The organism is Bacteroides sp. AF39-16AC (genome assembly GCF_003602735.1).
Taxonomy (GTDB): Bacteria; Bacteroidota; Bacteroidia; order Bacteroidales; family Bacteroidaceae; genus Bacteroides; species Bacteroides uniformis.
Genome location: NZ_QTLN01000011.1, coordinates 46,685 through 68,797, shown reverse-complemented (window position 1 = coordinate 68,797; position 22,113 = coordinate 46,685). Strand labels below are relative to the sequence as shown.

Annotated in this window: 17 protein-coding genes and 2 tRNA genes; 7 read left to right on the top strand and 12 right to left on the bottom strand. The window is 47.5% G+C overall.

What is annotated here, in order from left to right; all coding sequences use genetic code 11:
• Position 1: 1 nt before the first annotated feature.
• From DW039_RS10990 to DW039_RS10970, 4 genes are all read right to left on the bottom strand, one after another.
• Positions 2-83, bottom strand: a tRNA-Leu gene (locus DW039_RS10990).
• Positions 84-111: 28 nt separating this feature from the next.
• Positions 112-184 (bottom strand) — tRNA-Gly (locus tag DW039_RS10985).
• A 111-nt stretch (positions 185-295) separates the two neighbouring features.
• The gene (nspC, locus tag DW039_RS10975) at positions 296-1,441 is read right to left on the bottom strand and encodes a carboxynorspermidine decarboxylase (RefSeq protein ID WP_035448315.1); all 1,146 of its coding nucleotides are present in this window, start codon (positions 1,439-1,441) and stop codon (positions 296-298) included.
• A gap of 201 nt (positions 1,442-1,642) precedes the next feature.
• The gene (locus DW039_RS10970; protein ID WP_117703948.1) at positions 1,643-3,997 is read right to left on the bottom strand and encodes an ATP-dependent helicase; all 2,355 of its coding nucleotides are present in this window, start codon (positions 3,995-3,997) and stop codon (positions 1,643-1,645) included.
• A 144-nt stretch (positions 3,998-4,141) separates the two neighbouring features.
• Between DW039_RS10970 and DW039_RS10965 the strand changes: the two genes are divergently transcribed.
• Positions 4,142-4,762: a superoxide dismutase gene (locus DW039_RS10965; RefSeq protein ID WP_005828364.1), complete on the top strand. Its 621-nt coding sequence runs from the start codon at positions 4,142-4,144 to the stop codon at positions 4,760-4,762.
• Positions 4,763-4,928: 166 nt separating this feature from the next.
• Positions 4,929-5,537 (top strand): thiamine phosphate synthase, encoded by a 609-nt coding sequence (locus DW039_RS10960; protein WP_035448311.1) that lies wholly within the window; start codon positions 4,929-4,931, stop codon positions 5,535-5,537.
• A gap of 19 nt (positions 5,538-5,556) precedes the next feature.
• Here DW039_RS10960 and DW039_RS10955 read toward each other — a convergent pair whose 3' ends face one another.
• The gene (locus DW039_RS10955; RefSeq protein WP_005828359.1) at positions 5,557-6,441 is read right to left on the bottom strand and encodes a sensor histidine kinase KdpD; all 885 of its coding nucleotides are present in this window, start codon (positions 6,439-6,441) and stop codon (positions 5,557-5,559) included.
• A gap of 167 nt (positions 6,442-6,608) precedes the next feature.
• On the bottom strand, positions 6,609-9,329 hold the full coding sequence (gene ppdK, locus DW039_RS10950) for a pyruvate, phosphate dikinase (RefSeq protein ID WP_005828357.1): 2,721 nt from the start codon (positions 9,327-9,329) through the stop codon (positions 6,609-6,611).
• A 203-nt stretch (positions 9,330-9,532) separates the two neighbouring features.
• Here ppdK and rlmD point away from each other — a divergent pair, with 203 nt between their 5' ends.
• A complete protein-coding gene (gene rlmD / locus DW039_RS10945) occupies positions 9,533-10,954 on the top strand; it encodes a 23S rRNA (uracil(1939)-C(5))-methyltransferase RlmD (RefSeq protein WP_008663284.1) in 1,422 nt (473 codons plus the stop codon).
• Between the two features lie 60 nt (positions 10,955-11,014).
• The gene (locus tag DW039_RS10940) at positions 11,015-11,926 is read left to right on the top strand and encodes an RluA family pseudouridine synthase (protein ID WP_120381945.1); all 912 of its coding nucleotides are present in this window, start codon (positions 11,015-11,017) and stop codon (positions 11,924-11,926) included.
• Positions 11,927-11,991: 65 nt separating this feature from the next.
• Here the strand turns inward: DW039_RS10940 and DW039_RS10935 are convergent, their stop codons facing one another.
• The 6 genes from DW039_RS10935 to DW039_RS10910 form a co-directional block, all read right to left on the bottom strand.
• Positions 11,992-12,396 (bottom strand): hypothetical protein, encoded by a 405-nt coding sequence (locus DW039_RS10935; RefSeq protein WP_117878188.1) that lies wholly within the window; start codon positions 12,394-12,396, stop codon positions 11,992-11,994.
• Between the two features lie 5 nt (positions 12,397-12,401).
• Positions 12,402-12,821, bottom strand: coding sequence for a hypothetical protein (locus DW039_RS10930; RefSeq protein WP_117703950.1), 420 nt, complete (start codon positions 12,819-12,821; stop codon positions 12,402-12,404).
• A 57-nt stretch (positions 12,822-12,878) separates the two neighbouring features.
• Positions 12,879-14,021, bottom strand: coding sequence for an MFS transporter AraJ (gene araJ / locus DW039_RS10925; protein ID WP_120381944.1), 1,143 nt, complete (start codon positions 14,019-14,021; stop codon positions 12,879-12,881).
• A 104-nt stretch (positions 14,022-14,125) separates the two neighbouring features.
• Positions 14,126-14,995 (bottom strand): aldose 1-epimerase family protein, encoded by an 870-nt coding sequence (locus DW039_RS10920; protein ID WP_120381958.1) that lies wholly within the window; start codon positions 14,993-14,995, stop codon positions 14,126-14,128.
• 16 nt (positions 14,996-15,011) lie between these two features.
• Positions 15,012-15,341 (bottom strand): PAS domain-containing protein, encoded by a 330-nt coding sequence (locus DW039_RS10915; protein ID WP_035448305.1) that lies wholly within the window; start codon positions 15,339-15,341, stop codon positions 15,012-15,014.
• A 93-nt stretch (positions 15,342-15,434) separates the two neighbouring features.
• On the bottom strand, positions 15,435-16,517 hold the full coding sequence (locus DW039_RS10910; RefSeq protein ID WP_120381943.1) for a hypothetical protein: 1,083 nt from the start codon (positions 16,515-16,517) through the stop codon (positions 15,435-15,437).
• A 270-nt stretch (positions 16,518-16,787) separates the two neighbouring features.
• On the opposite strand from DW039_RS10910, the gene DW039_RS10900 reads away from it, so the two are divergent.
• Genes DW039_RS10900 through DW039_RS10890 form a run of 3 tightly spaced genes read left to right on the top strand, consistent with a single transcriptional unit; the run spans position 16,788 to position 22,094 of the window.
• Positions 16,788-17,417, top strand: a complete 630-nt coding sequence (locus DW039_RS10900; RefSeq protein WP_120381942.1) for an HU family DNA-binding protein — start codon at positions 16,788-16,790, stop codon at positions 17,415-17,417.
• 27 nt (positions 17,418-17,444) lie between these two features.
• Positions 17,445-18,656, top strand: coding sequence for an exonuclease SbcCD subunit D C-terminal domain-containing protein (locus tag DW039_RS10895; RefSeq protein ID WP_005836462.1), 1,212 nt, complete (start codon positions 17,445-17,447; stop codon positions 18,654-18,656).
• Positions 18,657-18,671: 15 nt separating this feature from the next.
• The gene (locus DW039_RS10890) at positions 18,672-22,094 is read left to right on the top strand and encodes an AAA family ATPase (protein WP_120381941.1); all 3,423 of its coding nucleotides are present in this window, start codon (positions 18,672-18,674) and stop codon (positions 22,092-22,094) included.
• Positions 22,095-22,113: the final 19 nt, after the last annotated feature.

The window sequence follows — 22,113 nt, the reverse complement described above, 5'->3', positions numbered from 1 at the left end:
GTGCCCAGAACAGGACTCGAACCTGCATGCCTCTCGACACACGCACCTGAAACGTGCGCGTCTACCAATTCCGCCACCTGGGCATAGGCAATTGCAATCTAAACTGCGTTGAGCGGAAAACGAGACTCGAACTCGCGACCCTAACCTTGGCAAGGTTATGCTCTACCAACTGAGCTATTTCCGCGATTGCGGATGCAAAGGTAGATATTTTCCTTAAACCTGCAAACATTCCGCAGACTTTTTTCACACAGAAAAGTGTACATTTTCGCCAGGCATACAAGCAGACTTTTGATTATCAACTCATTCGCCCACGATAATCTTCATAAGAAAATTGCTTGAAAACTTCAGCTTTTCCTTCTTTTGTCCACATTGCAATGGCCGGATGGTGAATTCCATTGAACATATTCGTCTTTACAGTGGTGTAATGTATCATGTCCTCAAAGACGATTCTCTCCCCTATCTGCAGCTCATGGTCGAAACTCCACAGTCCCATATAGTCGCCGCTCAAGCAGGAGTTTCCTCCAAGGCGATAGACGTAAGGGCCCGCATCGCCCATCTCCGCTCCACGCACTGCAGGCTGATAGGGCATCTCCAGACAATCCGGCATGTGGCACGTAAAGCTAACGTTGAGAATGGCGGTACGAATGCCGCGGTTTTCCACGATGTCCACTATCTCCGAGCTCAGCACACCGGTCTGCCAAGTAAAAGCGGAACCGGGCTCAAGAATGATTTGAAGATGTGGATAGCGCCCCTTCAAGCCCTGCAACAGACGGACAAGATGCTCTACATCATAATCCTTACGCGTCATCAGATGCCCGCCTCCTAAATTCAACCACTTAATCTGTGAGAACCAGCGGGAGAATTTTCCTTCCAAGTGCTCCAATGTGTGTTCCAGCTCGTAGGAAGAAGACTCGCAGTGACAATGACAGTGAAAACCTTCAATACCCGCCGGAAGTTCTTCGGGAAGCTGGTCGGCCATTACACCGAAGCGGGTACCGGGTGCGCAGGGATTATAAAGCTCCGTTTCCACCTCAGAGTATTCAGGATTGATACGGATACCGCAGGAAATGCCGCTTCCCTCCGCCACCACTACCGGATAAAAGCGGTGGAACTGCGAAAGCGAATTGAAAGTAATATGGCTGCTGCACCGCATTATCTCCGGAAAATCGGCCTCGGTATAGGCAGGCGAGTACGTATGTGCCTTACTTCCGAACTCCTCCAATGCCAGACGGGCTTCGTAGACAGAACTTGCCGTAGAGTGGTCTATATACTCCCTGAAAATGGGAAAGGAACGCCACATGGCAAATGATTTGAAAGCGAGGATTATCTCCACACCTGCGCGGTCGGCCACACTTTTTATCAGTGCGAGGTTCTTTCTCAGCAATCCTTCTTCCATAATATAGCAGGGAGAAGGGAAAAGGGAAAAGTCTTTATTTGTCATTTTATATATATTTTTTTTACCATTTATGATTCCATCCTAATAAACACGCCACAAGGGGTTGACAAGCCCTCTCCAACGATTTAGTAAATCTTCTCCGAAGTTTTACTAAATCGTCCTCCTCATTTTAGTAATTCTCCGGGGAATATTTAGTAAAACAGATGCCGCCCTTCTGCAAAGTCATTCTTTTGTAAACAATATTCATCACCCTATAACTTTGAAACGCGCGAAGCGCAGCAAAAGTTGTTTGTCTCCCGCATTCTTGAAGCGGATGGTGGCTTTCGCATTGTCTCCTTCGCCCTCCACTTTCAAAACTTCACCCAGGCCGAAACGTTCGTGCTCTATCAGTTGTCCCTGCTGTACACGGTTGGCAGACGCGCCGGCAGAAGGCGATGTACTTGCCGTATTTGCAGAAGGCGCCACCCGTTTCAGGTTACGTGGAACGGTCGGCGCAATAATCTGCTGCTTCGGCCGTACAGACACACGCTCTTTTCCTCCATACGGAGCATCTTCCTTATCAGGCGCAAAGCCTCTGGCGTTCTCCCTGCGGAAAACGGCAGCTTCCTCCTCTACCCTGCGGAACATTCCCGCATCCTGAGGCAGGCGCAGGAACCGTACGTCTATATCCTTCAGAAAACGGCTGGGACTGCCAAACTCCATCTTGCCGTACCGGAAACGCGTCTTTGCATACGATAGGAAACAGTGTTCTTCGGCACGTGTGATGGCTACATAGAACAGCCGCCGTTCTTCCTCCAATGCCCGGGGAGAGTCACCCACCATGCTGCTGGGAAAAAGATTCTCCTCCATCCCCACTACAAACACATTCTTGAACTCCAATCCCTTGGCCGAATGTACAGTCATCAGGGTTATCTTCTCATCGTCCCCATCCTTATCCGAATCCTGGTCGGTAAGAAGGGAAACTTCCGAAAGGAAGTCACCCAACAACACGTTAGGGTTTCCTTCCTCCTGCCGTTGGGCGCAAAAATCACTCATACCGTTCACCAGCTCCTCTATATTCTCCTTACGGCTCAGATTCTCGGGAGAGCTGTCTTGACACACATCATTGATGATGCCCGATTGGCGAATAATGTCAGCACCAATCTCGTAGGCATTCTTCTCCGCAACATCTGTGATAAAGGCAGATATAAGTTCGCGGAATGCCTGCAACTTTCCCACCGTACCTTTATTGAAGTTCAAGCCATACGCCAACGGCTCACAAAGCACGGTCCACAAACTGACATTGTGCCCGGTGGCGGCAGCAATGATTTTTCCCACTGTCGTATCTCCGATACCCCGTGCAGGATAATTGATAATACGTTTGAAAGCCTCTTCATCATTGGGATTCACTATCAGACGGAAGTAAGCGATAACATCTTTGATTTCCTTGCGTTGATAGAACGACAAACCTCCGTAAATACGGTAAGGCATACTGCGTTTGCGCATGGCTTCCTCAAAAATACGGCTCTGCGCATTGGTACGGTAGAGTATCGCAAAATCAGAGTAGGCATAGCGCTTTTCACGCCGCAGTTCAGCTATCTTATTCACCACAATATCCCCTTCTTCCACGTCACTGTATGCCTGGTACACACCGATGGCCTCTCCCTTCTCCTTTTCCGAGAACACTTCCTTGCGTATCTGCCACTGGTTCTTTTCTATCAGGCTGTTGGCCGCGCGGACAATGGTCTGGGTGGAACGGTAATTCTGCTCCAGCTTGAAGACCTTCGTATCGGGATATACTTTCGTAAAGTAGAGAATATTGTCAATATCAGCACCACGGAAGGAGTAGATACTCTGTGCATCATCCCCCACCACACAGACATGCTGATGGTTCTTGGCAAGTTGCAGCACAATGCTGTGCTGTGCAAAATTGGTATCCTGATACTCATCTACCAGAATGTAACGGAACTGGTCCTGATAACGCGCCAACACCTCGGGGTGGTCCCGGAACAGCAGGAATGTGTAGAACAGCAAATCGTCGAAGTCCATCGCATCTGCCTGCCGGCAACGCTCCCAATATCTCTGGTAGATGTCGCGAAGCGCCGGAACCTTGGCTGCACGGTCTCCTTCGTAAGCCTCCTTGTTGTTGGCATAGCCTGCCGGAGAAACCAGATGATTCTTGGCATTCGAGATACGCGCCTGCACCATCCCCGGCTTGTACACTTTCTCATCCAGCCCCATTTCCTTGATAATGGAACGTATCAAGCTTTTACTGTCTGCCGTATCGTAAATGGTAAACTGCGAAGTGAAGCCGATATGCCCGGCCTCGACATGCAGAATGCGCAGGAACATGGAGTGAAAGGTTCCCATCCACAGATGGCGCGCCCTCTCCGGCCCCACCTGACGGGCTATACGCTCCTTCATTTCGCGCGCCGCCTTGTTGGTAAAGGTCAATGCCAGAATGTTCCAAGGCTGGTAGCCATTCTCCAGCAGATAAGCAATCTTGTAGGTCAGCACGCGCGTCTTTCCCGAACCGGCACCGGCTATCACCAGTGACGGACCGTCATTGTATAACACCGCGTTCCGTTGTCCTTCGTTCAGTTCCTCTATATAATCGGGCATATCCGTATAATCTTAAAATGATGATATTTTTTCTTCCTTTGTTTTTACGGAGGCAAAGATAAAAAAAGCTTCGGAGACGTACGAACATTTCTATAGGTTATAGTGTTTATATAGTAAAGTTCCAAAATTAAATAATTGAAACTTATGAATACAATATTAACGATTTTAATGATAACAGTTATGACTTACGAAATGCCAAAACTTCCCTACACCAACAATGCACTGGAACCTGTAATCAGTCAGCAAACCATAGATTACCACTACGGTAAACATCTGCAAACCTACGTGAACAACCTCAACAACCTCGTTCCGGGAACGGAATTTGAAGGCAAAGACCTGGTAACCATTGTTGCCACAGCACCGGACGGTGCCATCTTCAACAATGCAGGACAAGTGTTGAACCACACATTATACTTCTTACAGTTTGCTCCGAAGCCTGCCCACAGCGAGCCTACCGGCAAGCTGGCAGAAGCCATCAAACGCGACTTCGGCAGCTTTGAGAATTTCAAGAAGGAATTCAACGCGGCAGCTGTCGGCTTGTTCGGCTCCGGATGGGCTTGGTTGTCTGCCGACAAGAACGGCAAACTCCACATCACCAAAGAAGCCAACGGTAGCAATCCGGTACGCGCCGGTCTTGTTCCGCTACTCGGATTCGACGTGTGGGAACATGCCTACTATCTTGATTACCAGAACCGCCGTGCCGACCATGTGAACGAACTGTGGAGCATCATCGACTGGGATGTAGTAGGTAAAAGACTGAAATAAGCAACAAGGTCCCACTAAACATGTTAATGACGCATTCTTGAGCAACTAAGGTTCAAGAATGCGTTTTCTTGTTTAAAATAGCCATCTAACATATTTTAAAGAAATTCTTTGGCTTCTACCATAAGTATTCATTAACTTTGCTAAACTTAAAAGTTAAACAAAAGAAATGAAACTCATCGTAGTAACAGCACCCACATTTTTTGTGGAAGAAGACAAGATTATCACGGCACTATTCGAAGAGGGGCTGGATATTCTACATCTGAGGAAGCCGGAAACTCCCGCCATGTATTCAGAACGGCTTTTAACGCTGATACCCGCAAAATACCATAAGCGCATCATTACCCATGAGCACTTCTACCTGCAGGAAGAGTTCAGCCTGATGGGGATTCATCTAAACACCCGCAATCCCAAAGAGCCCCATGACTATTCGGGTCACATCAGTTGCACCTGCCATTCACTGGACGAAGTGCAGAACAAGAAGCATTTCTATGACTATCTGTTCCTAAGCCCGATATATAATTGCATCACAAAGTCCGGAGTCACGTCCGGCTTCACAGCCGAAGAGTTGCGGCAAGCAGGAAAAAGTAAGGTCATAGACAGTAGAGTCATGGCTTTGGGAGGCATTACTCCCGACAACATACTGGAGATTAAGGATTACGGATTCGGTGGTGCCGTTGTAATGGGTGACTTATGGAATAAATTCAATGCCTGCACCGACCGCGATTATCTGGAAGTAATCCGCCACTTCAAGAAGTTGAAGAAAATGGCTGATTGAGCCTTCTTGGACTGGCAAATCAAAATTTACCGTACTCTTTGTATTCAATACCGGCAGGCAACGTGAAATAGAAGGTGGAGCCTTCCCCTTTCTTAGACTCCACACCGATACCTCCCCCATAGTGCTCCACAATAGATTTGGTGATGGAAAGCCCCAACCCCGTACCTTTGATATTGTAGTTCATCTTCACAAACCGTTCAAAGATGGCATGTCTTCCCACTTCATCGATACCACAGCCTGTATCTGCCACATAAAAATAGAAGTTATGGTTGCTCAATCTCCTGCAACCGATTTTCACACTGCCCATCTCCGTAAACTTCAAGGCGTTCCTCACCAAGTTACCTATGACTTGGGCAAAACGCACGCGGTCTACCACCAAACGGCATTGAGGCAGCCGTTCTACAAACTCCACCTGAATGCCCGTGGGATGCGAGCGCATATTCTCCGTCGTACAGACTTCATCAATCAGCGCGTTTACATCCACTTCTCCATCGTTATATTCCAGAGTATTTGCCTCAATCTTCGAATAGTCCAGCAAGTCATTGACCAGTTGCAGCAGCGAGTCCTTGTTATCATTAATCTCCTTCAGAAAAGCCATACGGGTTTCTCTGTCCAAATTATCCATTTCGGCAAGCATAGTTGTAAAGCCTACAATGGCATTCAAAGGAGTACGAATTTCGTGAGTCATATTAGCGATGAAAGCATTCTTCAGCTGGTTGGATTCTTCGGCAACCTCATTGATGCGCTGCAACGTCTTCAACCTTTTGCTCTTGCTGATGGAAATGATTATCATGATGACCAAAAGCAGAATGACAATTATCCCAAAACTATATACCAATGCTTCATTATTCTGATAGAAGTCATTCGTCCAAACATCGTATGCTGCCGTAATTGTCAATATCATCGTTTTTTGCTTGCTTATTGGAAACTATAAAATTATGGGAAGCAAATATACTAAAGAAAATACAAATAAATTAATAGAAACTACAGTTTTTTCCAACAAAATAGGCCGCATGCCATTACCAAGTAAAGCATGCAGCCCATAAATGTCATTATTCAGTATTATTGAAATCAGCCTTCAATGGCAGCCTGCGCCGCAGCCAGACGTGCAATAGGCACACGGAACGGAGAACAGCTGACATAATTCAAGCCAACTTTGTGGCAGAACTTCACAGAAGAAGGCTCACCGCCATGTTCGCCGCAGATACCGCACTTCAAATCCGGACGGATAGCACGTCCCTTTTCAGTAGCCATGCGCACCAACTGTCCTACACCATTCTGGTCGAGTACCTGGAACGGGTCTACTTTCAGAATCTTCTTCTCCAGATAAATCGGGAGGAAGGAAGCGATATCGTCGCGTGAATAACCAAATGTCATCTGAGTCAAGTCGTTCGTACCGAATGAGAAGAACTCGGCAGAGGAAGCAATGCGGTCGGCAGTCAAGGCGGCACGCGGAATCTCAATCATTGTACCTACCTTGAAGTCGATGCTGTCACCCACTTCTTCAAACAACTGGGCAGCCTCAGCACGAATCACTTCTTCCTGCTGCTTGAACTCATACAAGATACCGGTCAGAGGCACCATGATTTCAGGATGGGTTTCAACACCTTCCTTCTTCAATTCCAAAGCAGCACCCAGGATGGCACGCGTCTGCATCTGTGTAATTTCAGGATATGTATTTCCCAAACGGCAACCACGATGACCCAACATCGGATTATGCTCACAAAGTGCCTCAACACGTTGCTGGATATACTGGAGGCTCACGCCCATCGTATCTGCCATTTCCTGCTGTCCCTTCAGGTCATGGGGAACAAACTCATGCAAAGGAGGATCAAGCAGACGCACCGTCACCGGACAGCCTTCCATTGCCTTGAAAATTCCCTTGAAGTCAGCTTGCTGGTAGGGAAGAATCTTAGCCAAAGCCTTGCGGCGCCCTTCTGCATTTTCTGCCAGAATCATCTCGCGCATGGCTTTAATCTTCTCGCCTTCAAAGAACATGTGTTCCGTACGGCAAAGACCGATACCCACAGCGCCAAAATTACGTGCTACTGCGGCATCATGAGGAGTATCCGCATTGGTACGAACCTGCAGCTTCGTATATTTGTCTGCCAAATCCATCAGTTCCGCAAAGTCACCGGACAGCTCAGCCGCTTTTGTCTCCACCTTGTCTTTATATACTTCACCGGTGCTTCCGTTCAAGGAGATATAGTCACCTTCTTTCAACAGTACACCATCCACTTCCACTGTACGCGCCTTGTAGTCGATGTTCAAGGCACCTGCACCGGACACACAGCACTTACCCATACCACGGGCAACCACTGCCGCATGCGAAGTCATACCACCGCGGGCAGTCAGGATACCTTCGGCAACTGCCATACCTGCCAAATCTTCCGGAGAAGTCTCGATACGTACCATCACCACACGCTTGCCGGCAGCATGCCATTCGGCAGCATCATCGGCAAAGAATACGATTTGTCCCGTAGCGGCACCCGGAGAAGCGGGAAGACCACGGGTCAATACCTTGGCTTGCTTCAGCGCTGTCTTGTCAAATACCGGGTGGAGCAATTCGTCCAACTTATTGGGCTCGCAACGCATCAATGCGGTTTTTTCGTCAATCATACCTTGATGCAGCAAATCTACGGCAATCTTCACCATAGCGGCACCGGTACGCTTACCATTACGGGTCTGGAGAAACCAGAGTTTACCCTCTTGTACGGTAAACTCCATATCCTGCATATCACGGTAGTGGTTTTCGAGCTTCGTCTGCAAAGCATCCAATTCTTTATAGATTTCCGGCATAGCCTCCTCCATGGAAGGATACTTGCTGGCACGTTCTTCTTCGCTTACACCGGCCAATTCAGCCCAACGTTGAGAACCGATTTTTGTAATCTGTTGCGGAGTACGGATACCGGCAACCACGTCTTCGCCTTGTGCATTAATCAAATACTCACCGTTGAAAAGGTCTTCACCGGTAGCAGCATCGCGGCTGAAGCAAACACCCGTAGCAGAGCTCTCGCCCATATTACCGAATACCATAGCCTGAACGCTTACGGCAGTACCCCATTCGTCAGGAATTCCCTCCATCTTACGATACAAGATGGCGCGTTCGTTCATCCAGGAGTTGAATACGGCACAAACGGCACCCCACAACTGCTCGTAGGCACAAGTCGGGAAGTCTTTTCCGGTTTGTTCTTTCACCGCAGCCTTGAACTTCTTCACGAGTTCCTTAAGGTCTTCCACCTCAAGCTCGTTATCCAGCTTCACGCCTTTAGCATGTTTCACATCTTCTATAATAGCCTCGAACGGGTCTACATCTTCCTTGTTCACCGGCTTCATACCCAGCACCACGTCGCCATACATCTGCACGAAACGACGGTAAGAGTCCCATGCAAAGCGTGCATTGCCCGTCTTACGCGTCAGGCCTTCCACCACTTCGTCATTCAAGCCAAGATTCAGGATAGTGTCCATCATGCCCGGCATGGAAGCGCGTGCACCCGAACGAACGGAAACCAGCAACGGATTCTCCACATCACCGAATTTGGAACGCATCAGCGTCTCCACATGGGCAATGGCCTGTTCAACTTCGTTCTTCAACAGAGCAACGACTTTATCCTGCCCCATTTCATAATATTCCGTACAAACTTCTGTCGTTATTGTAAAGCCCGGAGGAACCGGAACCCCTATAAGGTTCATTTCTGCAAGGTTAGCACCTTTCCCACCCAAAAGGTTTCTCATATCGGCCTTTCCTTCTGCCTGGCCGTTACCAAAGGTATAAACTCTTTTTTTGTCCATAATATAAATTTAAAGTTTTTGATAGTGATTTCTCTTTTCTGTTCGCAAATCTAAGTATATTTCGCAGACTAGAAAACTTTTTCAGAAAAAACTTTATGCTAAAATGCAATTTCGACATTGCAATCTTTAATATTTCATTTCATAGAGAGAAATCCCGAAAAAATGTCTATTTTTGCCGAAGAATTTATTAGATTGGTGTAAAAGTGGCAAGAAAGAGAAAAGAACTTCCCCTACTGGAGAAGGTGACAATTACGGATGTGGCTGCCGAAGGAAAAGCCATCGCAAAAGTCAATGATTTGGTGATTTTCGTACCATATGTCGTCCCCGGCGATGTAGTTGACCTGCAAATTAAGAGAAAAAAGCATCATTATGCTGAAGCCGAGGCTGTGAAATTCCATGAATATTCGGCAGTACGGGCAGTTCCATTCTGCCAACATTATGGTGTATGCGGCGGTTGTAAATGGCAGGTTCTCCCCTATTCCGAGCAAATCAAGTATAAGCAAAAACAAGTAACGGACAACCTCACCCGCATCGGCAAAATCGAATTGCCGGAAATCTCTCCGATATTAGGTTCAGAAAAAACTCAGTTCTACCGGAATAAACTGGAGTACACTTTTTCCAACAAACGTTGGCTGACGACAGAAGAGGTTCAGCAGAATGTAGTGTACGAACAGATGAATGCCGTAGGCTTCCATATTCCCAATGCTTTCGATAAAGTGCTTGCCATAGAAAAGTGCTGGTTGCAGGACGATATATCCAACCGCATCCGCAATGCGGTACGCGACTATGCCTACCAGCACAACTATTCCTTCATCAACCTGCGTACGCATGAAGGAATGCTACGCAATATGATTGTGCGTACCTCTACCACCGGCGAACTGATGGTAATCCTCATCTGCAAGATAGAGAAAGAGGAGGAAATGGCTCTGTTCAAGCAAATGCTGCAATACATAGCAGATACATTCCCCGAAATCACTTCCCTGCTATACATTATTAATAATAAGTGCAACGATACCATCACCGACCTCGAGGTACACACCTTCAAGGGAAAAGACCACATCTTCGAGGAAATGGAGGGACTGCGCTTCAAGGTAGGTCCCAAATCTTTCTATCAGACCAACTCCGAACAAGCCTACAACCTCTACAAAGTAGCGCGCAACTTTGCCGGACTGACCGGTAACGAGCTTGTTTATGACCTTTATACCGGCACGGGTACCATTGCCAATTTCGTATCCAAGCACGCACGCCAGGTAATCGGCATAGAATATGTGCCCGAAGCCATTGAAGACGCCAAGGTCAATGCCGAGATTAACGGAATTAAAAATACATTGTTCTTTGCCGGAGATATGAAAGACATGCTGACACAAGACTTCATCAACCAATACGGCCGTCCCGATGTCATCATCACCGACCCTCCCCGTGCCGGAATGCACCAGGATGTAGTGGATGTCATTCTGTTTGCCGAACCCAAACGCATCGTATACGTCAGCTGTAATCCGGCTACGCAGGCGCGCGACCTGCAACTGCTCGATGCGAAATATAAAGTGAAGGCCGTTCAACCGGTAGACATGTTCCCGCACACCCACCATGTGGAAAACGTAGTATTATTGGAATTAAAAGATTGAAAGTCCAAGTAGTTTTCAATCGTAAATTGTAAATTGTCTAATCGTAAATTAAAACCAGTCGTGGCAAAAGAAAAAATTACAGCAAGAGCCCGCACACAATATACGGACTACATGGTGAAGGAACCGATGGAGCTCATGGAGTTTCTGGCAGCTAAAATGCCGGACGCCAGCCGCACCAAGTTGAAATCATTGCTGAGCAAACGCATTATATATGTGGACAGCGTTATCACTACACAATACAATTTTCCCCTGAAACCGGGTATGAAAGTACAAATCAGCCGTGAGAAGGGACGTAAAGAGTTCAACCATAAACTGATGAAGATTGTATACGAGGATGCCTATATCATCGTGATAGAGAAGATGCAGGGTTTGCTGTCCGTCAACACTGACCGGCAAAAGGAACGTACCGCCTATACCATCTTGAATGAATACGTGCAACGCTCGGGCAAGCAGCACCGTGTACACATCGTGCACCGCCTAGACCGTGACACCTCCGGCTTGATGATGTTTGCCAAAGACGAGAAGACCCAACGTACACTACGCGATAACTGGCATGACATTGTAACAGACCGGCGATACGTAGCCGTAGTGGTCAGCGAGATGGAAAAAGATGCAGGAACCGTGGTTTCTTGGTTGACAGACCGTAAGCTGTATGTATACTCCAGCCCGACAGATGATGGAGGGCAAGAATCCATTACGCATTACCGTACCATCAAACGAGCCAATGGATACTCTCTCGTTGAACTGAACCTGGAAACGGGACGAAAAAACCAGATACGTGTACACATGCAGGATTTGGGGCATCCCATTATCGGCGACGGACGCTATGGACTGGAAGACGTAAATCCTATCGGACGCTTGGCCCTGCATGCTTTCAAACTCTGTTTCTATCATCCCGTCACGGGAGAGCTGATGCGGTTTGAAACACCTTATCCGGGAGAGTTCAAGAAATTGGTTTTGAAGAATAAATAGAAGATTTCTTATAAAAAATGTTCCCTATACAATGAGTATAGGGAACATACAAATAATCCTATTTTTTATTCCATGTATAATGTGAAATTAAAACCCGGAGAATCATCCGAAAAGAAGAATGTACCCCATAGCTGATTACCACTGACTCTGACATCATCCATATAAGAAATGCCACCATATCTGCCATAATCTAATACAAGATTTCTACTATAACTATCTTCCCACCACCATTGAAAACGGAATGAATCATAATATTCCCCATTGCGATAACGTTGAACTTCTTCTCCGAAACCATCTGCCCCGAAAGAAAATGTACTAATCACCGACATACCAAAGTCATCCAACATGCCTACATCGCCTGTCCATGAACGACCGATAATAGTAGAATCCACTACATCTTGATCGTCTTCACAAGAAGACAAGCCTATACATAGGACAGACAGTAAGAACAACTGCACCAAAAACTTCATAACCTTTATTTATTTATATAATTTGCATCTGTCAACATCACAACTTTTCCTTCTATCTTACCGGAAAGATAATGGTCACGCACCCATACATTCTCAAAGTATTTCACTTTACCATCTGCAAAAGTCAACTTCAAAGTCTCTTTGCTATCATCTGTCCAACGCCAATTAAACTCCCGATCATAAGTCACTTTACCGTCCGTAGTGTAAGTTGTGGATACTTCCTGCCCCTTGTTATCTTTCTTATAAAATCTTAGTTGATACGCACCAGTCACAACACCATCACTTTCGTAATCTTCAACCCATGTTCTTTCACACAATTTGTCGTCACTATTCTGCATAGTATAATACACATCATCCCCACAAGACGCCAGCCCAATCGTAAATACACACAACAGCAATATCTTCACATAATTCAAAGTCTTCATAAGTTATCGAGTTTAGTTAATACTTGCGGACAAACATACACAAAAAAAATGAAACACTTAATACTTATCCTGGAATTTCTTGTAGAAGACAAGGAATAAAATAAATCCCATCAGTGCAAACGGTACGCCTGCCAATGCGGGATAACGGTATCCTCCACTCAAGGCAAGACCTCCGATATAGGCTCCGATAGCATTCCCCAAATTGAAGGCCATCTGCACACAAGCGCCTCCCAACATTTCTCCTCCAGGGGCCACACGAATCATCAACACCTGCTCCGGACTGGAGACGGCAAACAAACCTGCCGTACAGAGTGTCATCAATATTGCCGAACACCACGGATGGGGCGAGAGTAAAAATATCAATAATAAAATAACACATATCATCCCTTGCACCACCGTACCTACCTTCCCCGGAGTGTACCGGTCGGACATGCGCCCACTGACCAGATTGCCGGCAACCATTCCGAATCCTGCCAGTACCATCAGCGCTGTAATGCTTTCCGCACTAAAACCGGAAACCTCGGTCAGCAACGGGGTGATGTAGCTATACCAGCAGAATACGCCACCGTTGCCCAAAGCCGTAGCTCCCAATATGAGCCACGGCGCCGGCTTCTTCAAAAAACGGAACTGTCCTTTAAATCCCGTGTCTTTCAGTCCTTCGACCTGCGGTACCCAACGCCAAATGTAGTACAATGTTATCAATCCCCAGGCACCTACCAGCAGAAACGTGGCACGCCAAGACAGTGTATGGCTCAACGAAGTACCCAACGGCACCCCAAACAGATTGGCCACAGTCATTCCCGCTATCATAATTGAAACCGCCTCCGAGCTTTTCCCCTTATCAGCCAATTTTCCCGCAACAATGGAAGCCACCCCAAAATAAGCGCCATGAGGAAGTCCGGAAACAAAACGTCCCAACAGCAAGACCCAATAATCGGGTGCCATAGACGCACAAATATTACCCACAATCATTAATGCCATCAAGACCAGCAGAATCTGCTTCAACGGGCGTTTACGGGCCAGGAGCAGCATGGGCGCACCAAAACAAACACCCAACGCATACGCAGAAATGAAATGACCGGCCACGGGAATGCTGATTCCCAAATCAGTAGCCACATAGGGCAAAATACCCATCATCGTAAATTCGGCAATCCCCAGCCCCAATGTGCCGAACGCCAATGCAATAAGACTCTTCTTCATACCTTAAAAAACAACCTATATTTTTTACCGGGCGCAAAGATAATGACATTGCATTCTCCAAATAAAAAGGATACCGAATTATTTTCAGTATCCTTCTTCATTTTTTATCTTATATCAATTGTATACCCACCTTTAAAGACTCCTCCCGGCGCCAAGTGCTGCATCCAGTCCTTATCCTTATATTCGCCCTTATAATGGGCACGGTCACAACGCCCGTACCACGGCTCGATGCAGACAAACGGAGCATTCTTGGCCGGAGGCGACCACAACCCCACCACCGAAGTGTCGAAATACAGACTGAGATAGGGCTTCTTCTCCTTATTATATAATGTAACTTCTTTCACTTGACTGTTTTCCAGAATCAGGGCATCTTTATCAAAGGAGTGGATGTCCAAAGGCAGCAGGCCATCTGTCAACTCAAGCAAATATTCCTTATCCGGAGCGGCACATCCTTTCTCGGAGATAAGGATATAGTGCAAACCTTCCGTCTTATCAAAGCCGAAATATCCACGGTCCGTTGTCTCCGCATCATAGTCCGGGTAATAGAAAGCCGGATGGGCCCCTATCTGGAAGTGCATTTCGCGTGTTCCGGTATTGATGACTTTCCAAAGCACTTCAATCTTCTTTCCCTCTATCCGATAGCCTATCTCAAGGCAAAACGGGAAAGGATATTTCTTGCGTGTTTCCTCACTGTCAACCAGTCGATAACGCACTTCATCTTCCAGTTCAAGCATCAATTCAAAATCCATATCGCGGGCAAAACCGTGTTGCGTCAATGCGTAGGAAACGCCTTCGTGGCGGTATTCATTCTCCCAAACGCTACCTACAATGGGAAAAAGCACCGGAGAATGCCGTTTCCAAAAAGCGGGGTCTGCCTGCCAAAGATATTCTTTTCCATCATGCAAGATACTGCATAACTCGGCTCCATGCGGTGAAACTTTAATTGTCAGTTCTGAATTAGAAAGTGTTTTCATATCATATATCATTTTGTTATTTTCTCATATAGTGTGGCATCTCTCCGGGTATTTCCATCGAAATCTCCACCAGGCCACCGACCACTCCGTCCTGCTTCCATGCCGTCTGATAAATCATTTTCCTGACACCGTTCTTCTCAATGGTGTAGGCATTCACTCCCCCCGTCTCCAGCAGTTCGCGTATCTTGGCTTGCGATTGCGGGTTGTGGCAATCAAAGAGATTCTTGCCTATCAGGTCACCGTGTTTGGCAAACGTACGGCATGCTTTCTCGTTCATATATAGGATGATTCCCTTTGTGTCGCATACAGTTACGGCACAGTTCATTTCATTGGCCCATTCGTACATAATTCTTTATTTTTAATTGGCTATTTTCTATGCACTTGAAATACATTTACAGAAAACTCTTCAAAGTCAAATGTCCTTTTCTCTATCGAATTATTATTGCATTAATCCTCCTTCTATGAAGAAAACGACTTCATTCAATCGTTCTCTATTCGATTCCTCACCTTTGAAAATAGCTGGAGTGAAGATTATCCTATCTTGAATCAGATTATCTACCAAATCCCACATGACTTCATGGTACAGCATCACCATTGCCACTTTTTCATTGTCAATACCATATTGGCTTGCTAAGGAGCCACAATTATTCTTTAGTTCCGCACTGATAGAGTTTACCAATTTTTCAGTTATTTGATGAAAGCGGTCTTGCCGTTTCTTTATAATAGGAAATAATACATCTCCATTATCATCTACCAGCCCATAAGGTTTTAACTGAGAAACGAGTTTGGCATCTGTTACTTTTCCGAACTGTGCTATTTCATCAGCACAATGGTCCATAATGTCGTTGTCAGGAGCAATGCCGCTATTGATGTAAGTCAAAATCAAATTCTGTTCTCCGAAACCATTCGTACCGCATGCAAAGCCATTTCTTGATTCGTATAATACCCAGTAACAGCCACTCCAGCTTGTATAATTGTCAACATCCTCAAACAAGACTAACTTTGTCCACATTTTTCCATCCAGAAGGTATGAAAAAACAAGTGAGAGTACATTGTTCTTGAATCCCATTTCACTGATAGTTTGTGCCAATGATATAAAGTCTGCCTTTGTTTTGACATACATGGATTCAGCAATCTCCTTACTTAAGCTTCTTAGAGAATTGGTCTGTTCTTTGTCGAGAATGGGTATAGTAGCTTTCCATTTTCCTTTTGTTTTACTGACAAGTCCACCTACTTCCAATAACAATAATTGGCTATCAGAGCATTTAATACCCATTTCACGAAGTTCGGCTTGAGTACGTGGAGTCCGTAAATTGTATAGTATTTCCCAATTATTATCTGGCGTTACATAGTCTTCGGGCTGATGTCCGTTCACTGCAACAAACTGGGTTGCTTCCCATTCGCTATAAGGTCTTATCGATATTTGTGCTTTAATCATTGTGGTAACGGACAATAAGGTAAACAACAATAATAAGTCCGGATAATATTTCATATATCGCTTAATTTTAGTTTTGTTCATCATTCATGCACTTCTCTTATGTAACAAAGATAACGTTTTTTTCAATTCCTCTCTCAAACCTATAACAAAAAACTTCCCGACTACCAATAAAAAACTTCCTAACTACTAATAGTAAAGTTTGCAAGTATAGAGATAAAGAATTACCTTCGCCCTTGGTTTGTCTATCCCAAGCCTTGGGATAGAAATCCCCAACCTTGGCATACACATCCGCAACCTTGGGACAAACTCTGTAAGCCCCAATAAACAAACGAACCTCATAACAACGCTACCATCATGGCAGAATACAACATGCAGGAACTGAACCTGCCGGGAGAAGACGGCAAACGCATCCTCTACCCACGAATGAAACTATACGGGCAGGTGAACTTGGAAACCATCACCGAAAAGATAGCATACGGCTCATCCTTCACACGAGGAGACATCATCGGACTGATGCAAGCCATCACCGACGAAATAGCCTACCAAATGGGGCAAGGTTACTCCGTGAAGATTGACAACTTAGGAGTATTCACCCCTGCCCTCGGTCTGCGGCAAGACCGTGAACGGGAGACGGGCGAAGAAGGAGACACCAAGCGAAACGCCGTCAGTATCTGCCTGAAGGACATACATTTCAAGGTGGACAAAGAACTACTGTACCGTACCGCTCGCCATTGCCACCTGAAACGTTCCACCGACAAATTCCAACGCTCCTCACAAGTGTTTTCTCCGCAGGAACGGCTGGAACGGGCAAAAAAATACCTGGAAAAGAACAGCTTCATGACCCAAGCCGACTATTGCCAACTGACCGGCTTATTGAAGTCCGCCGCCTCCCGCGAGTTGCGCGAATGGATAGCCAATCCCGAATCGGGCATCGACTACAAAGGACGAGGAACACACAAGATTTATATTCTAAGGAAACCATAACCCACATCCATTGAAGTAACAAAAACAATGAAAATACTACATACCAGCGACTGGCACCTGGGACACACCCTCTACAACTACGACCGCACCGCCGAGCAGCAATCCTTCCTACGGCAACTCACCCGCATAGTAACCGAAGAGCAGCCCGACGCCATGGTGGTAAGCGGAGATATCTACCACTACTCCTCTCCCGCTGCCGCCACGCAGAAGATGTACACCGACGCCATGCTGAACATTCACCAAGCCTGCCCCGGAATGGCCATCGTAGTCACCGCCGGAAACCACGACAGCAGCTCCAAATTGGAGATAGACAGCAGCCTCTGGCAGCACTTCGGCTTGAACGTTGTGGGAAACATCGAACGTACAGCCGAGGAAGTGAATCTGGACAAGCACATCATCGAGATAAACAATGAAAAAAAGACAATAGGCTACGTCATTGCCGTGCCCCACGTCTATCCGCAAAACTTCCCCCTGCTGGACACTGAAACACCGCGCGACCAACGACAGGCACGCTTCTTCCAGGCACTGCTGGACGAAGTGAAGAAACGGAATACGGCACAGCTTCCCGTCGTCCTCATGGCCCATCTCTCCATTGAAGGCAGCGACCGTAGCGGGCACGATGAGAGTATTGGCGGAATAGAGTATGTTCCCCTCAGCGCTATGGGAGAAGGATACGACTACCTGGCACTCGGACACATCCATTGCCCTCAGGACATCAAAGGCAGTCATCACCACGCACGCTATTGCGGCACTCCCCTCCCCGTCAGCTTCGACGAAACCTATCCTCACTCCGTCTCCATCATCGAGTTGGAGAAAGGGGCAGAGCCACAAATCAGTACAAGGGAAATTGAAAATCCGATTCCCCTCGTCACGCTTCCCCATGACCCGACACCTTTCGAAGACGCCTTGAAACTGCTGGAAGAATATCCGGAAGAGAAACCTGCATACCTCCGTCTGAATGTGCTGACAAAAGGCTACCTGCCCCCCGACTGCAACGAAAAAGCCTCGAACGCCGCCAAAGGCAAGGCATGCAAATATTGCTACATCAAGACTACCCGAGAGCGGCAGGCCGACACTGACGAGAGCAAGCCTATCTCCATCCAAGAGATGCAGGAAATGTCTCCCCTGGAAATAGCCAGACTCTACTACCGCGAAACCGAAGGAGAAGAGATGGACCCAGAACTTTGCCAGCTGATGGAGACTGTCATGCAAAAAGTGAAAAGCAAGAACAACTCCTAATCATTTGTCCGGAACATGAAACTCCAGAAACTCACCATAAAGAACCTTGCCTCCATAGAAGATGCCGTCATCGACTTTGAGAACGGACCGCTAAGCGAGGAATCCCTTTTCCTTATCTGCGGTGAGACGGGTGCAGGGAAGACAACCATTCTCGACGCCATCTGCCTGGCACTCTACAACGAAACGCCCCGCATGGACCATGCCGAGAACGAAAAATACAAAGACCTGAGCCAGACTTTCTCTGCCAAAAAGGAAGATGTTGCCATCAACGACAGCAGGCAACTGATGCGCCGTAACACCAGTGAAGCATGGACGGAGCTGGAGTTTACCGGCTCGAACGAAACGCCCTACACCGCCCGATGGTACGTGGCGCGGGCACACCGCAAGATTTCAGGAGCCGTGCAGGATGTGCGCTGGACACTTGAAAACAAGAAAAGCGGCGCACAGCTCAACAAAAAGAATGAGATAAAGGCGGAAATACAAGCTGCAGTGGGGTTGACCTTCGAACAATTCTGCCGCACCACCATGCTGGCGCAAGGCGACTTCACCAAGTTCCTGCAAAGCAAGGAAAGCGAAAAATCGGATATTCTGGAAAAGCTGACCGGTACAAGTATCTACTCCGAAATAGGTGCCGAAATATATGCCGCCACCAAGGAAAGACGGACGGAATACGAAAACCAGAACCGGAAGCTGGAAGGCATCCACATCCTGGCAGAAGAAGAAGTCACTGCAATCAAGGAAGCCATAGCCACGCAAAATGCCGGAGTCAAGGAAGCCAATGAGCAGAAAACTACCGCCCTCGCAAAACGGGACTGGCTGAAGAAATACTCCGAACTCCTCCTCACCCGTGAACAGCAAAAGAAGATGTGGGAAGGGAAGCAAGCGCAACTGCAATCGGACGAATTCAAACAGAAAGAACTCCTGATTAAAGAATGGAATGCCACCGCCGACGCCCGCAACTGGCTCTCTACCTTGAAACAGCAGCAACAGCAGCAACAACAGAACCATGCACAAGCCGGGATACTGAGAGCATCCTTTGCCCGGCTGGACGGAGGAAGCAAGTGGCTATGCGGTTTCCTGAAAGAGCAAGAAGACAAGCTGCATCGTGCCGAGAAGTATTTGCAAGAGCATTCGCCCTTACTGCCCATGTTCGAGCAAAGCCAATCCATCATTACCGGCCTAAAATCCGCACTCGATGCCCAAACACGCATCGGCACCTACAACGCGCACCTTGAAAGACTTGCCGCGCAACAACCCGTAAAAGTCAAGGAGCGTACCGACAAGGAAGCTGCCCTCACCCGGAAAGAACAAGAGAACCATACATTGCAAAACGAAATAAACCTCCGGAACAAGCAGCTTGAAACCATGGACCGCCCTGCCCTGCAAGACAAGAAAAACAAACTCGATGCCGAACGGGAGAACCTGCTGCAAGCATTGAGCGCCTTGTCTTTACTGGCTGAAACGGAAAGGACACTGAACGAGGCAAAGGAAAACGAAAAGGCTTTGAACGCCAAAGTGGAGGCGTGCCAAAAGCAATACGTCCTCCTGCAAACGGCATTCGACAGCAGGAAAACAAGTTATGATGACATCCGCACCCTCTACGACAAGCAAAAGGAAGCCGTAGAAGAGTGGGCAAAGGAAACACGCTCCCGGCTTGTCGTCGGGGATACTTGCCCCGTGTGCGGACAAGAAATAAAATCGCTTTGCAAAGATGAAGATTTCCAGTCTGTCCTTGCTCCCATACGCACCTCCCTGGAAACAAAAGAGAAAGAATACAAGGAAACCGAGCAGGCATTGAACAACAACCGGACAGAATCCAATACCTACGGAACGCTGGCAGAGAATGCCCGTCAGTCCACAGCAAGAGCGCTCCGGAGCTACAACCTTGCCCACACTGACGCACAGGCCAAATGCGCCCAATGCAACGGCGTCGGCCTCTCCACAACCACCGGCGAAACCCTGAAGAAGCTACTGGAAGAGAACAAGCTGGAAGCAGACAAACTGAACGAAAAGCTCACTGAAGTTCAAAAGCTCAGCGCACAAATCATAACTCTGCAACGGCAAAAGGACGAATGCCAAAAACATGTGGACGCTGCACGCCAAGCCTTCAACTCTGCCGACAGAGTGCTGAATGAGCTGAAAAACAACATCGTCAATTACGAGTCGCTCACTGCCAACGAAAAGGAGAACATACGTGCCACCATGGACCGCGTCACTCCCCACATCCTCTGGGAAGGATGGAACACGGAATGGGAGAACTCCCCCCTCTCCTTTATTGACCGCCTGACGCAAGCTACGCGCAACTACCGGCTGGCGCAGGAAAAACAAAGAGAACTGAAATCTGCCATTGCCCTTATCCACAAAGAGCTGGAAGGGATAAACATCAACAAGGAAAGCATCGATGCCGCATTCCCCGACTGGCGCAACGCACCTGCAGCAACACAGGAAATGGAAATCAAGGACCTGGGGATTGCCTGGAATAATCTGAATACACAAGCAAGCGGACTGAAACAAAGCATATCCTCCACCGCAGACCAAATGGCAAGGCTGCAAAAGGATTTAACCGGGTTCTATGCCGCCAACCCCACTCTCGACGAGAATCGTATCACCGTCCTATCCGCTTGGTCCGGCTCCCGGATAGAAGCATTACGTGCCTCATTGCAGACACTTAAAGAGGAAGAAGTAGCTGCATCGACCGCCTTTCATCTGGCCACCGGACAAATGGAAGAGCACATCGGCCGGAAGCCCGAAATAGAAGAAAACGAGAACTTCGAAACCCTGGATGCACTCATCGCAAATCTCGAAGAAAAGATAACCGCCGGCAACCAATCCATCGGCCAGCAGAAGTTACGCCTGGAAGAAAACACCCGTAACATCGACCGGATAAAGGAAGAAAAGGAACGTGCCGACCGGCTACGCGAAGAGTATCTGAAGTGGGACCGCCTCTGCCGTCACTTCGGTGACGAACGGGGAAAGAACTTCCGCAACATAGCCCAGAGCTTCGTCTTGAAAGAACTGCTGGCAGGCGCCAATTTCTATCTGCAACGCTTGACCGACCGCTACGAACTGGAATGCCAGGCCGGTTCGCTCACCATCCTGCTGCGCGACTTCCATCAAGGAGGTGCGGCACGTCCGGCATGCACCTTATCGGGCGGCGAAAGCTTCCTGGTATCTCTGTCACTTGCCCTCGGACTTTCTTCCCTCAGCCGCCAGAGCCTCTCGGTAGACACACTGTTCATCGACGAAGGTTTCGGCACACTGAGCAGCGACTACCTGAACACCGTTATGGACACATTGGAAAAACTGCACCAGATGGGCGGCAAGAAGGTAGGCATCATCAGTCACGTGGAAGGACTGAAAGAGCGCATAAAAACCCAGATACAAGTACGGAGGATAGACAGTTCAAGAAGCGAAATAGAAGTGGTGAATACCCTCTAAGCTGGTATCGGGATAAAGA